The organism is Actinoplanes oblitus (assembly GCF_030252345.1).
Lineage (GTDB): Bacteria > Actinomycetota > Actinomycetes > Mycobacteriales > Micromonosporaceae > Actinoplanes > Actinoplanes oblitus.
In genome coordinates this window covers 8,486,204-8,507,025 of the sequence record NZ_CP126980.1, presented here as the reverse complement: position 1 = coordinate 8,507,025, position 20,822 = coordinate 8,486,204, and the positions used below count along the sequence as shown (strand labels likewise).

Below are 20,822 nucleotides of genomic sequence, written 5' to 3'. Positions count from 1 at the left end.
GCAAAGGGCTCCGGTGTCGCCACCCTCCATAGCGGAGGGTCACCGGTCGCGGTCGCCGGCACCGGACGGACCGCCGGATCATTCACCCGTACGGGTGACCGGCTCTCAGCCATCCCGGCGCACCAGCCTGATCCCGGACTCGGTGCGGGCCACCAGCCCGGCCGCCTCCAGCAGGGACAGCCGGCGGAGCACGGTGCGCAGGTCCAGTCGCGCCTCCGCGGCCAGCTCCTCCGGAGTCGCCCTCCCGTGCCCGGGGAACGCCTCCAGAATCAGCGCCGACTCCTCGTCCAGCCGGTCCCGGACCCGTTCCCGCCCGCGCGGCAGCGGTTCCAGGTACTCGCCGATCCGGCCCACCTCCTCCAGCACGTCGGAGACCGAGGTGACCAGCCGGGTGGCCGGGTGGCTACGCAGCAGCCCGTGGCAGCCGACCGACATGGCCGAGGTCACCGGCCCGGGCACCACCATCGCGGGCCGGTCCAGGGCGAGCACTCGGCTCATCGTCTGGGTGGCCCCGCTGCGGGCGGCGGCCTCCACCATCACGGTTCCGGCGGTGGCCGCGGCGATCACCCGGTTCCGGATCAGGAAGCGGTGCCGCAGCGGCTCGGAGCCCAGCGGCCACTCACTGATCAGCAGTCCGCGCTCGACGATCCGGTCGAACATCGCCGCGTTGCCCATCGGGTACGGCCGTTCCACCCCGCAGGCCAGCACGGCGACGGTGACGCCGTTCGCGGTGAGCGCCCCGCGATGGGCCGCCGCGTCGATCCCGAAGGCACCGCCGGACACCACCGTCCAGCCTCGCTCGGCCAGCCCGGCGGCGATGCCCAGGGTCACGTGCTCGCCGTACTCCGTCGCGGCCCGCGCGCCGACCACCGCCACCGAGCGGTCCAGCGTCTCGCCGAGCGGCAGGTCCCCGCGCACCCAGAAGCAGAGCGGCGGCCGGGTGTCCTGATTGATCCGCCCGGCGGTGTCCAGCTCCAGCCGGGCCAGCGTGTCGACCCGGGCCGGCCACTCCGGGTCGGCGGGCACCACCAAGCGCGCGCCGATCCGGGCCGCCTGGCGCAACCCGAGCTCCGCGACCCGGCGGGCGTCGCCGGCCGCGGATCGAGCGGCGACCGCGCTCCGCAGGGAGCGGTCCGGGATGTCGCCGGCGAGCAGCCGGTCCAGGACGGCCGGCGCGCCGGCCCGCTGCACCAGCGTCCAGACGACCCGGTGCCCCGGCTCGACCAACCAGGTGAGCGCCGCCCGCGCGACCCGATCGGCGTGACTGCCCGGCCCGCTCATCGTCCGTCTCCGATCGCGGAGGGCGAGGCATCCGGGCTCCGGGAGGGACGAGCGTCGAGGTTCCGGCGGGGGAACGCACCGGCGCTGCGCGCGGGGGCGACGTCGAGGCTCCGGGAGGCGGAGGCACCCAGATTCCCGGTCCGCAGTTGCAGCGCCTCCGCGACGTCCTGCTCGCCGGGCCGGTCGCGCCCGTCGAGATCCGCGATGGTCCAGGACAACCTGAGCACCCGATCGAAACCGCGTGCCGAGACCACGCCGCGATCCAGCGCGACGCGCAAGGCCGCGGTGTCGCTCGCCGGCAGCAGCCACGGCCGGCGCCGGAGATGCGGCCCGGGTACCGCGGCGTTGACCTCCCAGCCCTCCCGCCCCCATCGTTGCGCCGCGGCCTGCCGAGCCCGCAGCACGCGAGCGGCCACCACCGTCGATGACTCGGCCGGCGTCTCCGGTGTCATGAGTTGCGCGGCCCGCATCGGCAGCAGGTCCACCCGCATGTCGAGCCGGTCCAGCAGCGGCCCGGAGAGCCGCCCCAGGTAGCGCCGCCGAACGATCGGGCTGCAGGTGCATCGCTCGTCCGTCGTCGCGCACGGGCACGGGTTCGCCGCCAGCACCAGCTGGACCCGCGCCGGGTACTCCGTCGTGCCCCGGGCCCGGGCGAGCACCACCCGCCCGCTCTCCAGCGGCTGCCGCAACGCCTGCAGCGTCACCCGGGAGAGCTCCGGCGCCTCGTCCAGGAACAGCACACCCCGATGCGCCAGGCTGAGTGCGCCCGGCCGGGCCAGGCCGCTCCCGCCGCCGATCAGCGCCGCCGTGCTGGACGTGTGGTGCGGCGCCTGGAACGGCGGCCGCCGGATCAGCCCGCTGCCCGGCGGCAGCACCCCGGCGATCGACTGCAGCGCGGTCACCTCCAGCGCCGCCTCGTCGCCCAGCTCGGGCAGGATCGACGGGAGCCGCTCGGCGAGCATCGTCTTGCCGGCGCCGGGCGGGCCGAGCAGGGCCAGGTGGTGCCCGCCCGCGGCGGCGATCTCCAACGCGTACCGGCCGAACCGCTGGCCGGCGACGTCGGCCAGGTCGGGGCCGGGGCGGGCGACGGGCGGCGACTCCGGCGGCGGGTCGAGCAGCCGGTCGGCGCCGCGGACGAAGTCGACCAGCCGGCGCAGCGAGTCGGCGGCGCGCACCGTCACGCCGGGCACCACTGTCGCCTCCCGGGCGTTGGCCAGCGGGACGATCACCCGGGTGATCCCGGCCCGCGCCGCGGCGGCCACCATCGGGAGCACGCCGCGCACCGGCCGGACCGTGCCGTCCAGGCCCAGCTCGCCGAGCAGCACCACACCCTCCAGCGGGGTGGCCGGCAGGTCACCGGCCCCGGTCAGCAGGGATGCCGCGATCGCGAGGTCGAAGGCGCTGCCGTGCTTGGGCAGGGCGGCGGGCAGCAGGTTCACGGTGATCCGGCGGTTCGGCCAGTCGCAGCCGCTGTTCACCACGGCGGCGCGGACCCGGTCCCGGGCCTCGTGCAGCGCGGTGTCCGGAAGGCCGGTCAGCACCACGGCGGGCAGGCCGACGGAGAGGTCGGTCTCCACCTCGACCAGCCGGCCCGCCATCCCGACCAGGCCCACGCAGAGCACTCGGGCGTAGCTCATCAGAACGCCGCCCGCAGGTGCACCACCCGGCTGGCCCCGCGCGGCTGCGGGTACACCTCCACCACGTCGAACCGGATCTGCGGGGCGTGCGTCCCGGACTCGGCCAGCCACCGGGCCGCCAGTTGCCGGAGCTTGCGCACCTTGCGCCGGTCGACAGCGCCGGCCGGTGGCCCGAAGGTCGCCGTCCGCCGCGTCTTCACCTCGCAGAACACGACCTCGTCGCCGTCCCGCAGGATCAGGTCGACCTCGCCCTCGGCGCATCGCCAGTTGCGGGCCAGTACCACCAGCCCGTGGTCCTCCAGATGCCGGGCGGCGATCCGCTCGCCGTACGCCCCGACCGCCCGTCGCTGAGTCGTCATGCCGCCGGACGGTGGCAGGATCGGCCGGCCCGGAGCGCGGCGGCTGTGGACATCGCGTGACTGTGGAAATCCCCACCGTGGCCGGCGCGGCGTGATATGTGCTCGCTTGTCGCTCCGGCCGCCGGATTGCCCGCGGTGCCGGTTTCCGAGGAACGGGCCGTCACCCGAGGAAAAACGGGTTGGCGTATGCTGGTCCCTGGCGACCGCCCATGCGGTCGACCTCGCGTGCCCTCCGCCGGTTTTCAGTGCTGGTTCCTCAGCGACAGCCGGCGGCGACGGCCCTCCCTGGTCCCGATGATCTTCGGGTCACCACTGCGGCCGGCGACCAGGCACCAGGACGCCCATCGTTGGTGGGCGTGACAACCAGGGAAGATCAGGGAGCACCACCATGGCCGTCGTGACCATGCGCCAGCTGCTGGAGAGCGGTGTCCACTTCGGGCACCAGACCCGTCGCTGGAATCCGAAGATGAAGCGATTCATCATGACGGAGCGCAACGGTATCTACATCATCGACCTGCGCCAGACCCTCGACTACATCGAGAAGGCGTACAGCTTCGTCCGGACGACCGTCGCCGAGGGTGGCCACATCCTCTTCGTCGGCACCAAGAAGCAGGCCCAGGAGGCCATCGCCGAGCAGGCGACGCGGGTCGGCCAGCCGTACGTGAACCACCGTTGGCTCGGCGGCATGCTGACCAACTTCCAGACCGTGTACAAGCGCCTTCAGCGGATGAAGGAGCTCGAGGCTCTGGGTGACCTGACCGGCACCGCCGCGGGTTACACCAAGAAGGAGACCCTCCAGCTCTACCGGGAGAAGACCAAGCTCACCAAGACCCTCGGTGGTCTGCGTGACATGACCAAGACGCCGTCGGCGATCTGGGTCGTGGACACCAAGAAGGAGCACATCGCCGTCGACGAGGCCCGCAAGCTGGGCATCCCGGTCATCGCGGTGCTGGACACCAACTGTGACCCGGACGAGGTCGACTTCCCGATCCCGGGTAACGACGACGCGATCCGCTCGGCCGAGCTGCTGACCAAGGTCATCGCCAGCGCCGTCGCCGACGGCCTGATCGCCCGGTCCGGCCGCAACCGCGGTGACGCCGACGCGAAGCCCGAGGCCGGCACCGTCGCCGCCGGCGAGCCGCTGCCCGAGTGGGAGCGGGACCTCTACGAGGGCGCCGACAAGAAGGCCGACGAGGCTGCCCCGGCCGCCGCTGCCGAGCCGGCCGCCGCTGCTGCCGAGCCGGCCGCTGCCGCCCCGGCCGCTGCCGAGCCGGCTGCCGTCCCCGCCGAGTAAGTCAACCGACACGCTTCCGGCCGCCGTCATGACAAGGCGGCGGCCGCTTTCCCGACTGACATCGAGAGAAGAGTCATGGCTAACTACACCGCCGCGGACGTGAAGAAGCTCCGCGACCTCACCGGTGCCGGCATGATGGACTGCAAGAAGGCGCTGGAGGAGTCCGAGGGCGACTTCGACAAGGCCGTCGAGTTCCTGCGCATCAAGGGTGCGAAGGACGTCGGCAAGCGGGCCAGCCGCACCGCCGCCAACGGCATCGTCAGCCACTCCGGCAAGGCTCTGCTCGAGCTGAACTGCGAGACCGACTTCGTCGCCAAGACCCCCGACTTCGTCGAGCTGGGCCAGCGTCTGGTGACCTTCGGCGAGCAGAACGGCCTGGCCGACGCCGCGGCGCTGCTGGCCGCGACGATCGAGGACGGCAAGACCGTCGCCGACCTGGTGCAGGACTACGCCGCCAAGATCGGTGAGAAGATCGTTCTCAACCGCTTCACGATCCTCGACGGCACCGTCGCGGTCTACCTGCACCGCAAGGCGCAGGACCTGCCGCCGCAGGTCGGCGTCCTGGTGCAGTACACCGGCAAGGACGACGAGGCGGCCGACTCGGACGCCCGCGGCATCGGCATGCAGATCACCGCGATGCGGCCGAAGTACCTGACCCGCGACGAGGTTCCGGCCGAGGTCGTCGAGTCGGAGCGCCGGATCGCCGAGCAGACCGCTCGCGAGGAGGGCAAGCCCGAGCAGGCCATCTCGAAGATCGTCGAGGGCCGGGTGAACTCCTTCTTCAAGGACTTCGTCCTGCTCGAGCAGGCTTCGGTCGTCGACAACAAGAAGACCGTCAAGCAGATCGCCACCGAGGCCGGGATCGAGCTCACCAAGTTCGTCCGGTACGAGGTCGGCCAGGAGTAAGGCTCCGCAAGGCAATGGCACGGGAGGTCGGGTACGCGATTGAGCGTCCGGCCTCCCGGTCGCATAAGGTCTCCTGCAGAAAGTGAAGGGAAGGCGGGTCTCATGACGATGGTGACCGAGCAGTCCGCCGCGGCTGACGAGAACCCGCCGGCCATGCGGCCGCGCCGGGTCGTGCTCAAGCTGTCCGGCGAGGTGTTCGGGGGCGGCGCGGTCGGCGTCGACCCGGACGTGGTGCAGGCGCTGGCCAAGCAGATCGCGACGGTGAACCGCCGGGGCATCCAGGTGGCCGTGGTGGTCGGTGGCGGCAACTTCTTCCGCGGTGCCGAGCTGCAGAAACGCGGCATGGACCGGAACCGCGCGGACTACATGGGCATGCTGGGCACGGTGATGAACTGCCTGGCCCTCCAGGACTTCCTGGAGAAGGAGGGCATCGAGACCCGGGTGCAGACGGCCATCCACATGGCCCAGGTCGCGGAGCCGTACATCCCGCTGCGCGCGATCCGGCACCTGGAGAAGGGCCGCGTCGTGATCTTCGGCGCCGGCGCCGGCATGCCGTATTTCTCCACCGACACGGTGACCGCCCAGCGCGCGCTGGAGATCCACGCCGACATGGTGCTGATGAGCAAGAACGGCGTCGACGGCGTCTACACCGCCGACCCGCGGATCGATCCGCAGGCGCGCAAGCTGGAGAACATCACGTTCCAGGAGATCCTCCAGCGTGGGCTGCGGGTGGCCGACCAGGCCGCGTTCAGCCTCTGCGAGGAGAACAAGCTGCCGATGCTCGTCTTCGGCGCGGACGGCGACGACACCATCGTGCGCGCGTGCGCGGGCGAGAAGATCGGCACGCTGATCACCGCCTGAGCTCACGCTCGCATTGAAAGCCACATTCCGCACCATTGAAGAGAGCGAGGAGAGCCGGTGATCGAGGAAATCCTTTTCGAGGCCGAAGAGAAGATGGACAGCGCGGTCGAGCACGCGAAGGAGGAGTTCGCGGCCATCCGGACCGGGCGGGCCACTCCGGCGATGTTCTCCAAGATTGTGGTGGACTACTACGGTGCGCCCACCCCGGTGACCCAGATGGCCTCGGTCGGCATCCCGGAGCCGCGCATGGTCATCGTCAAGCCGTACGACAACACCCAGCTCGGCCCGATCGAGCGCGCCATCCGTGACTCGGACCTCGGGGTCAACCCGAACAACGAGGGCACCCAGCTGCGCATCCACCTTCCGCAGATGACCGAGGAACGCCGCCGCGAGATGATCAAGGTGGCGCGCTCCAAGGCGGAGGAGAGCCGGGTCGCCATGCGCAACGTGCGCCGCAAGGCCAAGGAGCAGATCGACAAGCTGGTCAAGGACGGCGAGACCGGCGAGGATGAGGGCCGTCGGGCGGAGAAGGAGCTCGACGACGTCACCCACCGGTACGTCGCGATCGTCGACGAGCTGGTGAAGCACAAGGAAGCCGAGTTGCTCGAAGTCTGATGTCCTACCTCGATCCGCGTGCCGGTCAGACCCCCGGCTACGACACCGCAGCCACACCGGCGTACCAGAGTCCCGCCTGGCACGCGGACGAGCAGGAACCCGACAAGATGACCGAGGAATCGCCGGGCAAGCGTGGTCCCGGGAAGCGCCGCGCCGGCCGCGGCGACAACAAGGGCAAGAGCCGCGCCGGGCGTAACCTGCCCGCCGCCATCGCGGTCGGCCTCAGCCTCGGCCTGGTGGTGCTGGCCTCGCTGCTGGTCTGGCCACCGGCCCTGCTCGGCGTGGTGGTGGTCGCCGCCGGGGTCGGCGTCTGGGAGACCGCCCGCGCGGTAGCGGTGATCGGCGCCCGGCCACCGCTGGTCCCGCTGATCGCCGGCAGCGCGCTGATGACCGGCCTGGCCTGGTACGAGGGCACCGACGCGCTCACCGTCGGCCTGGCCGTGACGATCGGCGCCGCGGCCCTGTGGCGCCTCGCCGACGGGGTCCAGGCGCTGCGCCGCGACTTCACCGCGATCGCCCTGATCGCCATCTACGTGCCGTTCCTGCTGAGCTTCGCCGCGATGCTGGTGGCCCCCGAGGACGACGGCGCCTGGCGGGTGCTGGCCACCGTGGTCGCCGTGGTGCTCTCCGACACCGGTGGTTACGCGGCCGGCGTCTTCCTGGGCAAGCACCCGATGGCCCCGAAGATCAGCCCGAAGAAGTCCTGGGAGGGCTTCGCCGGCTCGATCACCGCGTCCGCCATCGGCAGCGGCGCCCTGCTGTACTTCCTGATGGACGTGCCGGTCTACTACGGCCTGCTGTTCGGCGCGGTGCTCTCGATCGTCGCGGTCCTGGGTGACCTGGCCGAGTCGATGCTCAAGCGCGACCTCGGCATCAAGGACATGAGCAACCTGCTGCCCGGCCATGGCGGACTGATGGATCGGCTGGACTCCATCCTCTTCGCGGTCCCCACCGCCTACCTGCTTTTCGCGATCATCGCGCCGAACTAGCCATGGGCGACCTAGCCGAAGCGCGTGGGAGACTGGATACGCCATGACGATTCTTCCGGTCATCCCGATCAGTCCCGACCAGCCCGACGCGGTAACCACCCGTCGCCGTCCCAGCATGCCGCCCCGCCACCTCGCCGACCTCGACCTCGCCGCGCGCAAGAGCGCCGTGACCGACCTCGGCGAGCCCGCCTTCCGGGCCAAGCAGCTCTCCACCCACTACTTCGGCCGGCTCGTGCGCGACGCCGCGGCGATGACCGACCTGCCGGCCGGCACCCGCGACAAGCTGACCTCCGAGCTGCTGCCCACGCTGCTGACCCCGATCCGCGAGCAGGCCTGCGACGACGGCGCCACCCGCAAGACGCTGTGGCGGCTGCACGACGGCGCCCTGGTCGAGAGCGTGCTGATGGGCTACCCCGACCGGGTGACCGCGTGCGTGTCCAGCCAGGCCGGCTGCGGCATGGCGTGTCCGTTCTGCGCGACCGGACAGCAGGGCCTGACCCGCAATCTGTCGGTCGCCGAGATCGTCGACCAGGTGGTCTATCTGGCCGGGGTGGCCGCCTCGGGCGCGGTCACCGGCTCGCCGCCGCGCCTGTCCCGGGTGGTCTTCATGGGGATGGGCGAGCCGCTGGCCAACTATCCCCGGGTGATCGAGACCGTCCGGCGCCTGACCACCCCCGCTCCGGAGGGCCTGGGTCTTTCACAACGGCACATCACGGTGTCCACGGTGGGTTTGGTGCCCGCAATGCGCCGGTTGATAGCCGAACAGCTCTCCGTGACTCTTGCGCTGTCACTGCATGCCCCCGATGATGATCTGCGCGATGAGCTTGTGCCCGTCAACCAGCGTTGGAAGGTGGCCGAGGTGCTCGATGCCGCGTTCGACTACGCGGCGCAGACCGGTCGCCGGGTCTCCATCGAATACGCCCTGATCCGGGACGTAAACGATCAGCCCTGGCGTGCCGACCTGCTTGGCCGCCTACTGCACGGCAAGCTGGCCCATGTGAATCTCATCCCGCTCAACCCCACCCCGGGCAGCAAGTGGGATGCCAGCCCGAAACCGGTCGAGCGCGAGTTCGTCCGGCGGCTGCGGGAGGCCGGAGTGTCGACCACGGTGCGCGACACCCGGGGCCGGGAGATCGACGGTGCCTGCGGGCAGCTGGCCGCGGGGGAGTTGACGCAGGTGGGCGCGGGCGTCGCAGCCGACGCGGAGGTGGCACAGTGACTGGGCGCAGGTCCCAGCGAGCGGAGTGGGAGACGTTGTGACGAGTCAGGGACAGCGTTTCCGGCGGCGCGCACTGCGCCGGGGCTACAAGGTCGACGAGGTGGACGCCTTCCTGGACCGGGTCGAGGCGACCCTGGCCGGTGAGCAGGTGGGCCCGCCGGTCGGTGCGCAGGAAGTGCACGACGTCGTCTTCCGGGTGCGCTTCGGCGGCTATGACGAGTGGCAGGTCGACCTGCACCTCGACCGGGTCGAGCGGCAGCTCGCCGAGTTCGAGGAGCGCGGCGGCCGCCCGGTCGACCCGATGCGCGACTCGATGCGCGGTGGCCTGTCCGCGGAGCGGTCCGGTGCCATCGACCGTGGCTCGATCGAGCGATCCGGCCCGCCGGCCCTGCCGGGTGGCCCGGGCGGTCCCGGCGGCGGCATGTCGCGCAACGGGATGGCCGGCGCCGGTATGGGTGGCGGCCCGCAGTTCGGCGGCCCGCAGCAGCCCCAGCAGCAGTTCGGCAACCAGGGTCAGCAGCAGTTCGGTGGCCCCGGCCAGCAGCAGTTCGGCGGCCCGCCGATGAGCAACCCGGGCATGGCGCAGACCGAGCGGATCCCCGCCCCGATCCGCGACGACCGGATGATGCCGCCGCAGGCCCCGCAGATGCCGCAGCGTCAGCAGATGCCCCAGCCCGACCCGTACGCCGGCCGGTACGACGAGCCCACCACGTACGGCGGGCAGCCCCAGCAGCCACCGCAGCCGCAGCTCCCGCAGCGCAACGCCCCGCAGGGCTACGACCAGGGTGGCTACGACGAGCCCACCACGTTCGGCGGCTTCGAGCCGGGTCGGCACGGCCGGTCGGACATGACCGCCGAGATCCGGATGCCGGAGCGCGATCCCTACGGCGCCCCGCAGATGCCCGGCCCGATGCAGCAGCCGCCGGCCGGCATGCCCGGTTCGCCGATGGGACCGCCCGGCGGTGCCTACGGTCAGCCGCAGCCGCCCCAGCAGTCCCACCTGGGCCCGCCGATCGGCGAGCCCGGCGGTGAGCTGTACCGGGTGGACCAGTTGCGCCGCACGTTCCAGCCGCGCCGGTTCGGCAGTGGTTACGACCCGATGCAGGTGGACCGGCTCTTCGAGGGCATCCTGCAGGCGATGACCGGCCGCGGCCCGATGCCGGTGAACGAGAACGACCTCGACATGCTCCAGTTCGGCCTGGTGCCGAACGGGTACTTCGAGGCCGAGGTCGACGCGGCCCTGCGCGAGGTCAAGGACATCCTGCTGCGCGGCGGCCGCCGGTAAAGGTCACAAAAGAGGAGGGCCCGCTCCCGGCGGGCCCTCCTCTTTAGCAAGCTCAGTCGTTCGGCCGCAGACCGGCCTTACGCAGGACGATGTCGCCGATCACGGCGGCGATCAGCAGGACCGCGATCACGACGAGCCACACCTTCTCGGTGTTGCCCTCCTGGTTGCCCCAGAAGAACATCAGCAGGACCACCGCCGAGATGATCGCGCCGCGCTGGGCCCGCCGGCGGTTGGTCGGCTTCAGCTGGTCCGGAGCGTAGACGTCCTCGTGCTCTTCCAACGCCGACACGTCGGCCCTCCTCGTCGATCTTCCGGTGATTCGCTCCTCAGTGTGTCACGGGGTCGCCGGGCGGAACCCGGCAACCCGGCTGTACTTTCGATGCGGTCACCAAGCGCTGCCGAACAGATGAGCGCCGAACCAGAGGAGCGACACAGTGCGGATCACCGGCACCGGCCATGCGAGCATGCGGATCGACACGGCCGCGGGCAGCATTCTGTGCGATCCGTGGGTGAATCCGGCGTATTTCGCCTCGTGGTTCCCGTTCCCGGACAATTCGCAGCTGGACTGGGAGACCCTGGGCGACGTCGACTACCTGTACGTCTCGCACCTGCACCGGGACCACTTCGACGCCGAGCACCTCAAGCGTTTCATCAGCAAGAAGGCCACCGTCCTGCTGCCGGAGTACCCGACCAGCCAGCTTGAGGACGAGCTGCGTGAGCTCGGCTTCACCAGCTTCCTGCGGACGAAGTCGGACGAGGTGCACGAGCTCGACGGCGGCCTGAAGGTGATGATCCAGGCGCTGATCAGCCCGACCGACGGCCCGATCGGCGACTCGTCGCTCTGGGTGGAACACGACGGCATCCGGGTGCTGAACCAGAACGACGCCCGCCCGGCCGACCTGACCCGGTTCAACGAGCTGGGCCACGTGCACGCGCACATGCTGCAGTTCTCCGGCGCGATCTGGTACCCGATGGTCTACGAGCTGCCCGATTCCGCGAAGACCGCGTTCGGCAAGCAGAAGCGGGACCGGCAGTTCGACCGCACCTGGCGCTACATCGACGACCTGAAGGCCGACCACGTCTTCCCGATCGCCGGCCCGCCGTGCTTCCTCGACGACAGCCTCTGGCAGTTCAACGACATCCACGGTGACGAGGGCAACATCTTCCCCGACCAGTCGGTCTTCCTGGCGGAGTACGCCAAGGTCGGCGGCACCAACGGCATCGTCCTGCTGCCCGGCAGCGTGACCGAGCTATCCGACGGCGGCGCGACGGCGACGACCGAGCACCCGGTGCCGATCGAGGAGTTCTTCGCCGGCAAGACCGCCCACCTCGAGGAGATGCGGCGGCGCAAGGCCCCGATCATCGAGGCGGAGAAGGCGTCCTGGCGGCACCCGGAGATCGACGTGTTGGGTGAGCTGAAAAAGCGGATCGAGCCCCTGCTCGAAGAGTCGATCTATCTGGCGAACGGCGTCGGCGGCCCGGTCCGCTTCGACCTGACCGACTCGTTCGGCCCGGACGGCGAGGTCGTCGAGTCCATCGTGGTCGACTTCCCCGGCAAGCAGGTCCGCCCCTACGCCGACGAGAAGGTGCGGTACCGCTTCAAGACCGGCCGCGCCCTGATCGAGCACCTGATCCACATCGACGAGGGCGACTGGGTCAACTCGCTCTTCCTCTCCTGCCGCTTCTCCGCGGCCCGGATCGGGCAGTACAACGAGTTCGTCTACGCCTTCTTCAAGTGCCTCTCCGAGGAGCGCCTGCAGTACGCGGAGGGCTGGTACGACGAGCACGAGAAGGCTGTCGACGCCGAGGACACCCAGTTCGGCGACTGGACCGTGCAGCGCCGCTGCCCGCACCTCAAGGCCGACCTGTCCCGCTTCGGCGTGCTCGACGGCGACGTCCTGACCTGCCAGCTGCACGGCTGGAAGTTCGACCTGCCCACCGGCCGCTGCCTCACCGGCGTCGGCCACAAGATCCGGGCACACAAGACCGAAAACTGACAGCCCTTCGCGTACGCGATGAGCCCCGTCCCCGGCCGGCAGCCAGGGACGGGGCTCGTCGCGTACCGAAAAAGGGTCTCAGGTCGCCAGGTCCTTGAGGATGCGGACGGCGACGTTGTGTCCCGCGGCGCCGATCACGCTGCCCGCCGGATGGGTGCCGGCCGAGCCCGCGTAGAGGCCGTCGACGCCGGTGAAGTACGGCATCCGCTGGTCGAAGGCGACGGTGTTGTCCACGTGGTGGATGTGGCCGCCGGTGATGCCGAAGTGCCGCTCGATGCCCGGCGGCGTCAGCGGGAACACGTCGGCGACCAGGTCGGAGGTGCCCGGCGCGTAGCTGTCGCAGATCGCCAGCAGGCGCTCGACGTAACCGGGCAGCTCGGCCTCCCAGGATGAGCCGGCCGGCTCGAACGGCACCGACTGCACGAACAGCGCGGAGGAGTGGTGCCCGGCGGCGTCCCGCAGCGACGGGTCGACGGTGGTGTGCAGGTACCACTCGATGGTCGGCGTGGCGGGCAGCTCCCCGGCCTGCACCTGGGCCCACATCGCGCGCAGCGCGGCCATCGGCGACTCGCCGGCACCCGGCAGCAGGTGGATCGTCGAGCCGAACGGGGACGGCGCACCGGCCGGCAGGCAGCTGAACCGGGGCAGGTCGCGCAGCGCGAGGTTGACCTTGAGGGTGCTGCCCGGGCGCCGCACCGAGGCCATCCGCGCGGTCAGGTCGGCGGGCAGCGTGCCGGCCGGGACCAGCGACATCAGCCGGTACGGGTCGCAGCTGCCGAGCACCACCCGGGCGCCGACCGTGCGCCCGTCGGCCAGCACCACACCGCTCGCCGCGCCGCCGTCGAGCGTCACCGAGGTCACCTCGGCGCCGGTGTACAGGCGGGCGCCGGCGGCCCGCGCCGCGTCGGCGAAGACGCGCGCGACGGTGCCCATCCCGCCCTCGGCGATCAGCCAGGTGCCGTCCGCGCCGGGCAGCCGGCACATGTTGTGCACCAGGAAGTTGTGCCCGGTGCCCGGGTCGTCCGGGCCGGCGGTCAGCCCGGACAGGCCGTCGGTGACCGCGTACATGCTGGTCAGCAGCTCGCTCTTGAAGCCGAACCGGGCCAGGTAGTCGGCCACCGAGCCGCGCACCAGGTCGAGGAACGTGCTCTGCAGCTGCGGCCGGATGTGCCGGTCGGCGATCTCCTCGACCGGTGCGGGCGCCTCCAGCCAGGCCGGGGCCAGGTCGGCCCGGATCGCGCCGATCTCCACAGCCAGGGCCTCGTCGGCCGCCGCGTCCCGGGCCGAGAAGAACGTCTCCAACTGCTGCCGGGTGGCCTCGCGGTCGCTGCCGAACAACAGGTACGGCGAGCCGGCCGGACCCGGCGTGGGCAGGAAGTAGTGCGGGTCCCGGCGCAGTACCGGGATGTCCACGTCGAGCGTGCGCAGCAGCTCCGGCGGCATCAGGCCGAGCAGGTAGGAACCGGTGGACTGGCCGAGGCCGGGGACCTTGGGGAAGGGGCGCTCGGTGCGGGTCGCGCCACCGAGCACGCCGGCCGCCTCGAGCACGACGACGTCGAGCCCGGCGCGGGCCAGCAGGATCGCGGAGACCAGGCCGTTGTGACCGGCTCCGATGATCACCACGTCGGCGCGGTCGGGAATGGGGGTCATGCCGAGCGACGGTACCTCGCCTTGGTGTCCACCGCCCTAGACGATTCGCCCGATAACCGTGGCTTGACGGCGTGTGTGGCAGCGAATCCGACAAGGATGATCGTATGGAACAGGTAGAGCCACAGGCCGACGGCGATCGTCCCACCGATCGCGTCGAATCCACCGAACGGCGCGCCCAGGTCCAGCGGCAGGGCGCAGAACAGCACGAAACCGTGCAGGAAGCCGGCCAGATTGGCGGCGGTGAACGAGCCGATCAGCACCGTGGGCAGCCACGGCGGCCGGCCCGGCGCGACGTACCGGAACACCCAGATCACCACCGGGGTGAGCAGCAGCCAGGTGGCGAGGAAGGAGAGCACCACCCCGAGCACCGACCACCACCCGCCCCGGATCCACAGCGAGCTGGTCGTCGGCAGCGCCAGGAAGAGCGCGAGCAGCAGGGCCGGGGTGGCGGCCAGCGGTGGCAGCCAGAGCACCCGGCCACGCCAGCCGACCAGCGACTCGCCGCTCGTCTTGTAGATCGAGACGAACGCCCGGCGCAGCCCCTCGCCGTAGAGCGTGGCCGGGAGCAGACTGGCCAGCGCCAGCAGCGGGGTGAGATGCAGCCCGGCGTCGATCAGCGCGGCCAGGGCCCGCGGCGCGCCGATCTCGTCCGGCAGGGCCGCGATGGTCCGGCCGGTCAGCCTCCGCACCCGGTCGGCGCCGGCGATCAGCCCGGTCAGCCAGATGCCCAGCAGCGCGATGGGCACCACCGCGATCCCGCTGTAGAAGGTCATCGCGGCGGCGTGCAGCGCCAGATCACGCCCACGCAGCAGCCGGAACGACGGCACCCTGATTCGCACTGTCGTCAGATACCCCGCCGCGACGCCGCGCTCACTAAGATCGCGATCTCATGAGCGCCGATCCGCTGTTCGCGTTCACCGCCGAGGCCGACGAACGGCGGCTACGGACAGCGGCGCGGCGGTTCCTCCGGGGCCGGCTCCGGTTCATCCGGATCCTCGAGGTGATCCTCGCCCCGCTCGGCCTGCTGATCGTGCCACCGCCCTGACCGCGTTCGCGCTGGCGAGGGTGGGCGGCCGAGGCTGAGTGCGCCGGAGCCGGGGCGGTCCGGGAAGATGGGCGGCATGCGAGACCTCGTCCTGCTCGGCTCGACCGGATCCATCGGCACCCAGGCCATCGACATCGTCCGTCGCCACCCGGAGAGCTTCCGGGTGGTGGCGATCGGCGCCGGTGGCGGCAACGTCGCGCTGCTCGCGGCCCAGGCGCTGGAACTCGGCGTCGAGGTGGTCGGGGTCGCGGCGGCCTCCGTCGTCCAGGATCTGCAGCTGGCCTTCTACGCCGAGGCGCAGAAGCGGGGCTGGTCCTCCGGCGACTTCAAGCTCCCCAAGATCGTGGCCGGTCCGGACGCGATGACCGAGCTGGCCAGGTGGCCGTGCGACGTGGTGCTCAACGGCGTGGTCGGCAGCCTCGGGCTGCGGCCCACCCTGGCCGCCCTGGAGTCCGGCCGGATCCTCGCCCTGGCCAACAAGGAGTCGCTGGTCGCCGGCGGGCCGCTGGTCCGGCGGATCGCCAAGGAGGGGCAGATCGTCCCGGTCGACTCGGAGCACTCCGCGCTGGCCCAGTGCCTGCGTGGCGGGCGGGCCGCCGAGGTGCGCCGGCTGGTGCTGACCGCCAGCGGCGGGGCGTTCCGCGGGCGCCGCCGCGAGGAGTTGACGAACGTCACGCCCGAGGACGCCCTCAAGCACCCGACCTGGGACATGGGCCCGGTCGTCACGATCAACACCGCGACGATGGTGAACAAGGCGCTCGAGGTGATCGAGGCGCACGAGCTGTTCGCGGTGCCGTACGACGACATCGAGGTGACCGTCCACCCGCAGTCGGTGATCCACTCGATGGTCGAGTTCACCGACGGCTCGACGCTGGCGCAGGCCAGCCCGCCGGACATGCGGCTGCCGATCGCGCTCGCGCTGGCCTGGCCGGACCGGGTGCCGGGGGCGGCCGCCGCGGTCGACTGGACGATGGCGCACAACTGGGAGTTCCGCCCGCTGGACGACGAGGCGTTCCCGGCGGTCGAGCTGGCCAAGGAGGCGGGCCGGGCCGGCCGCTGCCGCCCGGCGATCTTCAACGCGGCCAACGAGGAGTGTGTGGCCGCTTTCGTCGCCGGTCGGCTACCGTTTCTGGGCATCGTCGACACCCTCGAGCGCGTGCTCGCGGCGGCTCCCGATTTCGCGGAGCCGGGTACCGTCGATGACGTGCTGGCCGCGGAGGCCTGGGCGCGCGCCCAAGCGCAGCGGACGATCGCGACTGTGGCTGAAGGAGCCTGATGGCGTTCTGGCTTGGTACGGCGGCTTTCGCGCTGACCATCCTGATCTCGGTGAGCCTGCACGAGCTGGGTCACATGATCACTGGCAAGTGCTTCGGCATGAAGGTGACGAAGTACTTCGTCGGCTTCGGCCCGACACTCTTCTCGTTCACCAGAGGCGAGACGGAGTACGGCCTGAAGGCCATCCCGCTCGGCGGCTTCTGCAAGATCGTCGGGATGACGCCGCAGGACGACGACGTGGCGCCGGAGGACCAGCCCCGCGCCATGTGGCGGTTCCCGGTCTGGAAACGGACCATCGTGATGTCCGCCGGCTCGATCACCCACTTCATGCTGGCCCTGGCCGGCGCCTGGGTGATGGCCATCTCGGTCGGCCTGCCGAACACCGACATCCCGTCCACCACCGAGGACCAGGCGAAAGCCCCGGCGTTCATCTCGGTCGGCGACTGCCTGCCGATGCAGTCGGTGCTCAAGACGCTGGACGAGGCCGCGCAGAAGGCCGCGAGCGAGAAGTGCGAGCCGGGCGTCAACGGCGCCGTCGTGCCGCCCGCGAAACAGGCCGGTCTGCAGGACCAGGACCTGATCACCAAGGTCGGCAGCACGCCGGTCGCCACCTACGGTGACCTCACCCGGGCGATCCGGGCGGCGCGGGGCGAGACCGTCTTCGAGTTCCAGCGCGACGGTCAGACCCGGACCGCCAAGGTCAACCTGATCACCGACGAGCGGGCCCCGCTCGACGACCCGGACGGCACCCCGGCGCCGGTCTCGGTGGCCGGCCTCGGATGGAACACCGATCAGCCCTACGTGCTGCACTACACGCCGGTCACCGCCGTCAAGGGCGCCGGCGACTTCTCCTGGTACATGGTGGAGAACTCGTTCCACGCGATGGCCCGGATCCCGCAGAAGATCCCGGCCCTGTGGAACTCGATCACCGGCGACGAGCGCGACCCGGACACCCCGATCAGCGTGATCGGCGCGAGCCGGCTCGGCGGCGAGGCGATCGAGAAGGGCGTACCGGAGATCTTCTGGCAGATCTTCATCTCGCTGAACATCTTCATCGGTTTGTTCAACCTGCTGCCCCTGCTGCCGTTGGATGGGGGGCACATCGCGATCGCCTGGTTCGAGCGCGCCCGCTCCTGGCTCTACCAGCGGTTCCGTCGCCCCGACCCGGGGCGTGTCGACTACTACAAGCTGATGCCGCTCACCTACGCGGTCATCCTGATCGGCGGTGCGTTCACCCTGCTGACCGCGACCGCAGACATCATCAACCCGATTACGATCTTCAAGTGAGTGGCGAGACTTCAATGACCGCGATCAGTCTTGGAATGCCGGCTGTCCCCCCGCCGCCGCTGGCCCCGCGCCGCCAGAGCCGCCAGATCAACGTCGGTGGTGTCCTGGTCGGTGGCGGCGCCCCGGTCAGCGTCCAGTCGATGACCACCACGCTCACCTCGGACGTCAACGCGACGCTGCAGCAGATCGCCGAGCTGACAGCGGCCGGCTGCCAGATCGTCCGGGTCGCGGTGCCGTCCCAGGACGACGTCGAGGCGCTGCCCGCGATCGCCAAGAAGTCGCAGATCCCGGTGATCGCCGACATCCACTTCCAGCCGAAGTACGTGTTCGCCGCGATCGACGCCGGCTGCGCCGCGGTCCGGGTCAACCCGGGCAACATCCGGCAGTTCGACGACAAGGTCAAGGAGATCGCCCGGGCGGCCGCCGGCGCCGGCGTCCCGATCCGGATCGGCGTCAACGCCGGCTCGCTGGACAAGCGGCTGCTGGAGAAATACGGCAAGGCCACCGCCGAGGCGCTGGTCGAGTCGGCCCTCTGGGAGTGCTCGCTCTTCGAGGAGCACGGCTTCCGGGACATCAAGATCTCGGTCAAGCACAACGACCCGGTGGTGATGATCCGGGCCTACCGGCAGCTCGCCGAGCAGTGCGACTACCCGCTGCACCTGGGCGTGACCGAGGCCGGGCCGGCCTTCCAGGGCACCATCAAGAGCGCTGTCGCGTTCGGCGCGCTGCTCGCCGAGGGCATCGGCGACACCATCCGGGTCTCGCTCTCCGCCCCGCCGGTCGAGGAGATCAAGGTCGGTCAGCAGATCCTGGAGTCGCTCGGCCTGCGCGAGCGGGGCCTGGAGATCGTCTCCTGCCCGTCCTGCGGCCGCGCCCAGGTCGACGTCTACACCCTCGCCGAGCAGGTGACGGCTGCCCTCGACGGGTTCCCGGTGCCGCTGCGGGTGGCCGTCATGGGCTGCGTGGTGAACGGTCCCGGCGAGGCCCGCGAGGCCGACCTCGGCGTGGCGTCCGGTAACGGCAAGGGCCAGATCTTCGTGAAGGGCAAGGTCATCAAGACGGTGCCGGAGGCGGTGATCGTGGAGACGCTGGTCGAGGAGGCGCTCCGGCTCGCCGACGAGATGGGTGCCGAGCTTCCGGACGAGCTGCGCGAGCTGCTCCCCGGGCCCACTGTCACGGTGCACTGACCGTACCGAAAACCGGTCTTGTTCGATCGGAGGCCCGGGCCCGCGCGGCGGACCCGGGCCTCCGGCATGATCGCGGCCTGCCGCGGCGGGTCAGAAGAGGACTGTGGCGAAGGAGCCGGCCGAGACGAAGCCGCACCTCTGGTAGACGCGCCGGGCCGCGGCGTTGTAGTCGTTCACGTAGAGGCTCACCGTCGGCGCCACCCGCCGCAGCGCGTCGCTCACCACGGCGGCCATCGCCCCGGTCCCGAGGCCCCGCCCGCGCCACTCCGGGTGCACCCAGACGCCCTGCACCTGCGTGGTCCGCTGCGTGATGATCGCCAGCTCGGCCTTGAAGATCACCTGGTCGCCGGCGAACCGCGCGTAGGTCCGCTTGCCTTTCACCAGCTCGGCGACCCGCCGGCGGTAGCCCCGCCCGCCGTCGTCCTGCAGCGGTGACACCCCGACCTCCTCGGTGTACATCGCCACCGCGGCCGGGAACAGCTGATCCACCTCACTCGGCCGGACCAGGCGCACCTCGGGATCGGCCGGCACCATCGGCGCCCGGTCGGTGACCAGCAGCGGCTGGTTCGGCCGGACGTCGCGGGCCGCACCCCAGTGCGGGCCCAGCCGGTCCCACAGGTCGAGCACCGCCTCGGCCCGTCCGATGATCGACGAGCAGATCCGCGGCTCGGCGCCGAGCAGGTCGGCGAAGGCCGCCACGGCGGGCGCGGTGGCACCGACCGGCACCAGATGCGCGCCGGACCAGATGATCGACTCGACCCGGCGGCCCGGGTCGTAGCCGTAGATCCGCCCGTCGGAACGCCACCAGTTCAGCCCGTGGGCGGCCACGCGCTCGGCGATCTGTGCGCCCGCGTAGGGGTCGGCGTCCAGGATCCGCTCGACAGCAGCACGCTCGGGCTCTCCGAGCTGGCGAATGGGCACCGTCAACACAGCTACCACATTGCCAGATCCGCGGCCCCCGACACGCATGGCAACCCCACGAGTTCAGAAAGCCTTGCGACCGACACGTTGCCGATATATCGTCTGACTATCGACAACAGAACGGAGAAGATCATGAGGTTCCAGCACGAGGGGCACCACGGACGTCGCATGCGCGGTTTCGGCTTCCCGCCCGGATTCCCCTTCGGCGGTCCCGGCGGCCCCGGCGGTTTCGGTCCCGGCGGCCCGTTCGGCCCGGGTGAGTTCGGCGGTCGCGGCGGCGGTGGCCGTCGCGGCGGTCGCGGCCGGCCCAATGTCCGCCCGGCCGTCCTGGCGCTGCTCCTGGAGCGCCCCATGCACGGTTACGAGATGATCCAGGAGCTGGACGCCCGGACCAACGGCATCTGGCGTCCCAGCCCCGGCTCGATCTACCCGACGCTCCAGCTCCTGGAGGACGAGGGCCTGATCGAGGCGACGGCGGGCGGCGGCCGCAAGAGCTACCAGCTCACCGCCGACGGCCGCCCCGAGGCCGAGACCGCCGCGCAGAACCCGCCGTGGGCCCAGTTCGGCGACGACACCCTCAACCAGGTGCAGGACTTCCGCGACGCGGCGGTCGGCATCTTCAGCGCGCTCAAGCAGGTCGGTTTCAACGGCACGCCGGAGCAGCGGGACAAGGCGCTCCAGGTCCTCAACGACACGAAGCGCAAGCTCTACGCGATCCTCGCCGACGGCGAGTGAGCCGCTTCGCCCAGGCCGCTGTCAAGGACCGCAACCCTCGTGGTTGCGGTCCTTGCTTTTTCGGTACGACCGGCAGCCCCGTGGCGATCGGCTCGCCGGGCCCGGCCCCCTGACGACCGCTGCGCGGCTCGTGCGGGCCCGCTGCCCCGCGCGGCCCGTCCCGTCCTCAGCTGGTCGTCACGGTGGTGTCCGCCCTCGTGACACCACCGTGGGTGCCAGCCCGGTGGTGTGGCTGGTCGTGGTGGTGGTGTCGGGGTTGGTGATACCACCGTGGGTGCC

The 20,822-nt window shown here is 71.1% G+C and carries 19 protein-coding genes and 1 pseudogene; 13 read left to right on the top strand and 7 right to left on the bottom strand.

The annotated features are described in order from the left end of the window. Positions 1-105: 105 nt before the first annotated feature. The 3 genes and pseudogenes from dprA to Actob_RS37720 all read right to left on the bottom strand — a co-directional run bounded on the left by dprA (position 106) and on the right by Actob_RS37720 (position 3,277). The gene (gene dprA / locus Actob_RS37730; RefSeq protein ID WP_284916762.1) at positions 106-1,281 is read right to left on the bottom strand and encodes a DNA-processing protein DprA; all 1,176 of its coding nucleotides are present in this window, start codon (positions 1,279-1,281) and stop codon (positions 106-108) included. Between the two features lie 134 nt (positions 1,282-1,415). Continuing rightward, a pseudogene (locus tag Actob_RS37725) lies at positions 1,416-2,918 on the bottom strand (YifB family Mg chelatase-like AAA ATPase); the annotation flags it as partial. Next, the gene (locus Actob_RS37720) at positions 2,918-3,277 is read right to left on the bottom strand and encodes a YraN family protein (protein WP_284916761.1); all 360 of its coding nucleotides are present in this window, start codon (positions 3,275-3,277) and stop codon (positions 2,918-2,920) included. The pseudogene Actob_RS37725 and the gene Actob_RS37720, both read right to left, overlap by 1 nt. 388 nt (positions 3,278-3,665) lie before the next feature. On the opposite strand from Actob_RS37720, the gene rpsB reads away from it, so the two are divergent. From rpsB to Actob_RS37685, 7 genes are all read left to right on the top strand, one after another. Beyond that, positions 3,666-4,571 (top strand): 30S ribosomal protein S2, encoded by a 906-nt coding sequence (rpsB, locus tag Actob_RS37715; protein ID WP_284916760.1) that lies wholly within the window; start codon positions 3,666-3,668, stop codon positions 4,569-4,571. Between the two features lie 75 nt (positions 4,572-4,646). Then, the gene (tsf, locus tag Actob_RS37710; RefSeq protein ID WP_284916758.1) at positions 4,647-5,477 is read left to right on the top strand and encodes a translation elongation factor Ts; all 831 of its coding nucleotides are present in this window, start codon (positions 4,647-4,649) and stop codon (positions 5,475-5,477) included. 108 nt (positions 5,478-5,585) lie between these two features. Then, complete coding sequence (gene pyrH / locus Actob_RS37705) at positions 5,586-6,338, top strand: UMP kinase (protein ID WP_284922471.1); 753 nt, start codon at positions 5,586-5,588, stop codon at positions 6,336-6,338. Between the two features lie 57 nt (positions 6,339-6,395). After that, complete coding sequence (gene frr, locus Actob_RS37700) at positions 6,396-6,953, top strand: ribosome recycling factor (RefSeq protein WP_284916757.1); 558 nt, start codon at positions 6,396-6,398, stop codon at positions 6,951-6,953. Beyond that, positions 6,953-7,942: a phosphatidate cytidylyltransferase gene (locus Actob_RS37695; RefSeq protein WP_407653487.1), complete on the top strand. Its 990-nt coding sequence runs from the start codon at positions 6,953-6,955 to the stop codon at positions 7,940-7,942. Before frr ends, Actob_RS37695 begins: the two co-directional genes overlap by 1 nt. Before the next feature lie 43 nt (positions 7,943-7,985). Then, entirely contained in the window at positions 7,986-9,161 is a 1,176-nt protein-coding gene (gene rlmN, locus Actob_RS37690) for a 23S rRNA (adenine(2503)-C(2))-methyltransferase RlmN (RefSeq protein WP_284916756.1), read from the top strand. A 37-nt stretch (positions 9,162-9,198) separates the two neighbouring features. Then, positions 9,199-10,446 carry a DivIVA domain-containing protein gene (locus tag Actob_RS37685; protein ID WP_284916755.1) on the top strand — a complete coding sequence of 416 codons (1,248 nt, stop codon included), beginning with the start codon at positions 9,199-9,201 and terminating at the stop codon, positions 10,444-10,446. 52 nt (positions 10,447-10,498) lie between these two features. Here Actob_RS37685 and Actob_RS37680 read toward each other — a convergent pair whose 3' ends face one another. After that, positions 10,499-10,735 carry a DUF2631 domain-containing protein gene (locus Actob_RS37680; protein ID WP_284916754.1) on the bottom strand — a complete coding sequence of 79 codons (237 nt, stop codon included), beginning with the start codon at positions 10,733-10,735 and terminating at the stop codon, positions 10,499-10,501. A 145-nt stretch (positions 10,736-10,880) separates the two neighbouring features. Here Actob_RS37680 and Actob_RS37675 point away from each other — a divergent pair, with 145 nt between their 5' ends. Continuing rightward, entirely contained in the window at positions 10,881-12,443 is a 1,563-nt protein-coding gene (locus Actob_RS37675) for a Rieske 2Fe-2S domain-containing protein (protein ID WP_284916753.1), read from the top strand. Between the two features lie 78 nt (positions 12,444-12,521). Here Actob_RS37675 and Actob_RS37670 read toward each other — a convergent pair whose 3' ends face one another. Then, positions 12,522-14,093 (bottom strand): phytoene desaturase family protein, encoded by a 1,572-nt coding sequence (locus Actob_RS37670; RefSeq protein ID WP_284916752.1) that lies wholly within the window; start codon positions 14,091-14,093, stop codon positions 12,522-12,524. Further along, positions 14,090-14,932 (bottom strand): YhjD/YihY/BrkB family envelope integrity protein, encoded by an 843-nt coding sequence (locus Actob_RS37665; RefSeq protein WP_407653486.1) that lies wholly within the window; start codon positions 14,930-14,932, stop codon positions 14,090-14,092. Before Actob_RS37665 ends, Actob_RS37670 begins: the two co-directional genes overlap by 4 nt. 50 nt (positions 14,933-14,982) lie before the next feature. Here Actob_RS37665 and Actob_RS37660 point away from each other — a divergent pair, with 50 nt between their 5' ends. From Actob_RS37660 to ispG, 4 genes are all read left to right on the top strand, one after another. Continuing rightward, entirely contained in the window at positions 14,983-15,138 is a 156-nt protein-coding gene (locus tag Actob_RS37660) for a hypothetical protein (RefSeq protein ID WP_284916751.1), read from the top strand. A 67-nt stretch (positions 15,139-15,205) separates the two neighbouring features. Continuing rightward, complete coding sequence (dxr, locus tag Actob_RS37655; protein WP_284916750.1) at positions 15,206-16,414, top strand: 1-deoxy-D-xylulose-5-phosphate reductoisomerase; 1,209 nt, start codon at positions 15,206-15,208, stop codon at positions 16,412-16,414. After that, positions 16,414-17,700, top strand: coding sequence for a M50 family metallopeptidase (locus Actob_RS37650; protein ID WP_284916748.1), 1,287 nt, complete (start codon positions 16,414-16,416; stop codon positions 17,698-17,700). The genes dxr and Actob_RS37650 overlap by 1 nt, the downstream gene beginning before the upstream one ends. A 14-nt stretch (positions 17,701-17,714) precedes the next feature. Continuing rightward, positions 17,715-18,887: a flavodoxin-dependent (E)-4-hydroxy-3-methylbut-2-enyl-diphosphate synthase gene (gene ispG, locus Actob_RS37645; protein WP_284922469.1), complete on the top strand. Its 1,173-nt coding sequence runs from the start codon at positions 17,715-17,717 to the stop codon at positions 18,885-18,887. 90 nt (positions 18,888-18,977) lie between these two features. Here ispG and Actob_RS37640 read toward each other — a convergent pair whose 3' ends face one another. After that, positions 18,978-19,817: a GNAT family N-acetyltransferase gene (locus tag Actob_RS37640; RefSeq protein WP_284916747.1), complete on the bottom strand. Its 840-nt coding sequence runs from the start codon at positions 19,815-19,817 to the stop codon at positions 18,978-18,980. Between the two features lie 123 nt (positions 19,818-19,940). Here Actob_RS37640 and Actob_RS37635 point away from each other — a divergent pair, with 123 nt between their 5' ends. Continuing rightward, a complete protein-coding gene (locus tag Actob_RS37635) occupies positions 19,941-20,543 on the top strand; it encodes a PadR family transcriptional regulator (RefSeq protein WP_284916746.1) in 603 nt (200 codons plus the stop codon). The last annotated feature ends 279 nt before the right edge of the window (positions 20,544-20,822 follow it).